The organism is Serratia sp. (in: enterobacteria) (genome assembly GCF_046715635.1).
In the GTDB taxonomy this organism is placed as follows: Bacteria; Pseudomonadota; Gammaproteobacteria; order Enterobacterales; family Enterobacteriaceae; genus Chania.
Genome location: NZ_JBKJYW010000106.1, coordinates 1 through 3,432, shown reverse-complemented (window position 1 = coordinate 3,432; position 3,432 = coordinate 1). Strand labels below are relative to the sequence as shown.

6 protein-coding genes are annotated in these 3,432 nt (G+C 53.8%); 1 reads left to right on the top strand and 5 read right to left on the bottom strand.

The annotated features are described in order from the left end of the window. From aroE to dprA, 5 genes are all read right to left on the bottom strand, one after another. Positions 1 to 436, bottom strand: a 436-nt coding sequence (aroE, locus tag ACLQ7H_RS05205) for a shikimate dehydrogenase (protein WP_411751754.1), incomplete at its 3' end; no start/stop codon positions are given. 11 nt (positions 437 to 447) lie between these two features. Beyond that, positions 448 to 1,017 carry an L-threonylcarbamoyladenylate synthase type 1 TsaC gene (gene tsaC, locus ACLQ7H_RS05200; protein ID WP_411751753.1) on the bottom strand — a complete coding sequence of 190 codons (570 nt, stop codon included), beginning with the start codon at positions 1,015 to 1,017 and terminating at the stop codon, positions 448 to 450. A 7-nt stretch (positions 1,018 to 1,024) separates the two neighbouring features. Then, positions 1,025 to 1,570 (bottom strand): topoisomerase DNA-binding C4 zinc finger domain-containing protein, encoded by a 546-nt coding sequence (locus tag ACLQ7H_RS05195; protein ID WP_411751752.1) that lies wholly within the window; start codon positions 1,568 to 1,570, stop codon positions 1,025 to 1,027. Positions 1,571 to 1,595: 25 nt separating this feature from the next. Continuing rightward, positions 1,596 to 2,069, bottom strand: coding sequence for a DUF494 family protein (locus tag ACLQ7H_RS05190; protein ID WP_021182206.1), 474 nt, complete (start codon positions 2,067 to 2,069; stop codon positions 1,596 to 1,598). Further along, on the bottom strand, positions 2,041 to 3,162 hold the full coding sequence (gene dprA / locus ACLQ7H_RS05185; RefSeq protein ID WP_411751751.1) for a DNA-protecting protein DprA: 1,122 nt from the start codon (positions 3,160 to 3,162) through the stop codon (positions 2,041 to 2,043). Before dprA ends, ACLQ7H_RS05190 begins: the two co-directional genes overlap by 29 nt. Positions 3,163 to 3,294: 132 nt before the next feature. On the opposite strand from dprA, the gene ACLQ7H_RS05180 reads away from it, so the two are divergent. After that, a partial coding sequence (locus ACLQ7H_RS05180; RefSeq protein WP_411751755.1) for a peptide deformylase occupies positions 3,295 to 3,432 on the top strand: 138 nt, incomplete at its 3' end.

Sequence of the window (3,432 nt, the reverse complement as noted above, 5' to 3'; positions counted from 1 at the left end):
CCACTTCACAGCCAAAAGAGAGCAGCGGCAGAATCACACCGCGCGCAGCTCCCCCCGCCCCAACCAGCAACACACGGTCACCTGGCCGAATTAACCGTTGGCGTTCAAGATCCGTCAACAAACCGATACCGTCGGTGTTATCCCCCAGCAGCTTTCCATCGGGCAATACCTTTAGCGTATTCACCGCACCGGCCATCGCTGCCCTTTCGCTAAGCTCGCTTGCTGCCTCATAGGCACATTCTTTAAAAGGTACGGTGACGTTGGCCCCTTGGCCGCCAGCAGCAATAAACCTCTGCAAGGTAGGTTCAAATCCGTCCAACGGAGCCAGCACGGTGCCATAGGGGTGTTCGATCCCGGTTTGCTGCGCAAACAGCGCGTGGATGCGTGGGGACTTACTGTGAGCAATCGGGTTACCGAATACCGCGAACTTCTCCATAGATCTAGCCTCTAGCCCTGACGGATCTGCTCACCGGTCAAAGCATCTCTGATTTCAGAAGGGTTTAACCGGCCACCCACGTTACCTGCCAGCACTGGGAAAGTGTCACCAAACTGCTGCAGTACTTCAGCCACGGTGCGGCACGGCTCCTTACCGCTTAAATTGGCACTGGTTGACACCAACGGCTTGCCGAATTGGCGGCACAACTGCTGCACTAAAGGATGATCGCTAACTCGCACAGCCAACGAACTAAAACGGCCAGTCAGCAAGGCTGGCGTTTGCGGTTTTGCCGGGATCACCCAGGTTACCGGGCCAGGCCAACTGGCAAAGATCGCGGCACGCTGCTGCTCATTCAATGCGCCATCATCAATATAAGGCGATAGCTGGGCATAATCGGCAGCGATCAGGATCAGGCCTTTTTCCCACGGCCGTTGTTTCAAGGCCAACAGCTGTTTGACGGCCTGCTCGCTATCTGGGTCACATCCCAGACCGAATACCGCTTCTGTTGGATAAGCGATAACCTGCTGGTTTTCCAGCGCGGCAATAATAGGCGCGAATGCGGAAGTTTGTTCTGGGTTCATAGCTTGATTATTCTGAGATAGCGACGGGTTTTCCGCACAGTTTACTGGCGCAGCACAGCGTTGGGCCTTTTGCCGTGCGCTTTTCCATCAGTAATGGATAGTGGCAGTAAGCACACTCACCGGCGACGGGTTTAAAATTAAGCACAAACTGACATTCCGGATAGCGATCGCAGGAATGGAACACCTTGCCATAGCGAGATTTGCGCTGCAGCAGTTGGCCTTGGCCACACTGAGGGCAGGCGATGCTGGTTTCATCCGGTTTGTCGATCACTTCGGTATGATCGCATTCAGGATAGTGGCTGCAACCGATAAACATGCCATAACGCCCCTGGCGCAACACCAGCGTTGCCTGGCATTTCGGGCATTGTTGGCCCTCCAGCACTTTGACGATATGGCCATCCGCCTGCGCTTTCAAAGGCCGGATATACTCGCACTGCGGATATTGAGAACAGCCGAGGAAGGGGCCGTGGCGACCACTGCGGATCACCAACTCGGCCCCGCATTCCGGACAGGGTTCATTTTGCCTTGCGGCAAAAATCGCTGGTTTTGTCATAACGTCTTCTATGCCTGTTACCTACTCAGTGCAGGTAACCTTCGTTTACTTCAAATAACAGTTCTTCCATCTGCTGATAGGCGCTCTCATATCCGGGGATATTGAACAACACCATCAGCACTACCCATTTCAGATCTTCGAGATCAAATTCCGTATTATCCAAAGCCATAACACGATCGATAACCATTTCACGGGTTTCGAGGTTCAATACCTGGATCTGTTCTAGGAACAGGAGAAAACCACGGCAACCGGCATCTAAACGCACGCTCTCTTCTTCGGTGTAGATCCGCATAGCCAGCGGATCGGCATCCATAAAATAAGGGGCATTCTCGCCTTCCTGGAGGTCTGCAAGCTTTTCTAGCCAATTCAACGCGTTGAAGATATCATCACGATCAAATCCCGCTTCGGTAAGATCGTCGGTCAAGGTATCCTGATCAACGTGCATCTCTGGCTCATTGTGGATATAGGTCTCAAACAAATACATGAGTACGTCGAACATGGCATGCCCTCCTTATTCGGACATAGCCGCCGGGTACAGCTGCGATCCAACCTGCTAACTCCAGATCGAGTAATTTGATTACTACCTCTGGCACAGGTTGGCCGGCACGTTCAGCGACGACGTCAACAGGTGTCACCTCATCTCCTACGTTAGCCAACACATCGGCAAATGGCAATTCAACTTCGGCCTCTGATGCAGAAATAGTTGTATTTTCGTTCACGGACAGCCATTGCAACCCACTTCCCAGCTGTTCGGCGATATCTTTTGGGCCGGTGACCAAGCTGGCCCCCTGCTGGATCAGCCAATGAGTTCCCTCGCTCATCGGGTTACCCAATGCCCCCGGTAGGGCAAACACTTCACGTCCCTGTTCCAGCGCATAGCGCGCGGTGATCAGCGACCCGCTACGCAGTGAAGCCTCTATGACCACCACGCCAGCACTTAACCCACTGATAATACGGTTGCGACGCGGGAAATGAGCTGCCAGCGGCAAATCGGTAGCCAGATGCTCGGAAATCACCGCCCCGCCCCGCTCAATGATTTGCTCAGCCAGGCGGCGATGGCGGCGTGGGTAAATATTTGCCAGGCCGCTGCCCAATACCGCAATGGTGACCCCTTCTGCCTCCAAGGCTGCACGGTGACAGATCCCGTCAATACCAATCGCCAAGCCGCTGGTAATGGCGAAACCGCAATGCACCAGCCCGCTGGCAAAGTAACTGCCCCACTGCTCGCCATAGTGACTGAACTGGCGGCTACCGACCATGGCGATTTGCGGCTGCTGCAAGGCTGCTGCATCGCCCTGCACCATCAGTAATAACGGTGCGTCATCGATATGCACCAAGAGTTCGGGAAACGCGGGACCACCGTATCGCACCATCTGATTGCCCGGCTGCTCCAGCCACTTGAGCGTTGCCTTGAGATACTGCCCATGCCCCCGCCGAAACTGCTTTTGCTGCTGGTCATTCAGCCCCATGGGCTTAAGCAACCGATAAGGATCGCCGCCTTCGGCAATCAGGCGATCGATAATCTGGCTGGCTTGCAGTGCGTCGATCTTTGTCACCGCATGCATACGTAGAGCGATTTCTTCTGGCCGCATAGAGCATTCCCTCGCTGCAATTAGGGGATTACCAATTCGTGCAATTGGTCTGGGATGCTGTCAATCAGGCCAAGAAATGTCTAGAATAGAAGCTAATCACTGTTCATCACTCGGATACAGATCTTAAGATATATGTCAGTCTTGCAGGTATTACATTTCCCAGACGAGCGGCTACGCAAAATTGCGGCCCCGGTAAAAGAAGTCAATGCAGATGTCCAGCGCATCGTGGATGATATGTTTGAAACCATGTACGCAGAGGAAGGCATTGGC

Coding starts and splice junctions, on each gene's coding strand:
- ACLQ7H_RS05195 (WP_411751752.1), bottom strand. CDS start 1,570: ATGACAAAACCAGCGATTTTTGCCGCAAGGCAAAATGAACCCTGTCCG.
- tsaC (WP_411751753.1), bottom strand. CDS start 1,017: ATGAACCCAGAACAAACTTCCGCATTCGCGCCTATTATTGCCGCGCTG.
- ACLQ7H_RS05190 (WP_021182206.1), bottom strand. CDS start 2,069: ATGTTCGACGTACTCATGTATTTGTTTGAGACCTATATCCACAATGAG.
- dprA (WP_411751751.1), bottom strand. CDS start 3,162: ATGCGGCCAGAAGAAATCGCTCTACGTATGCATGCGGTGACAAAGATC.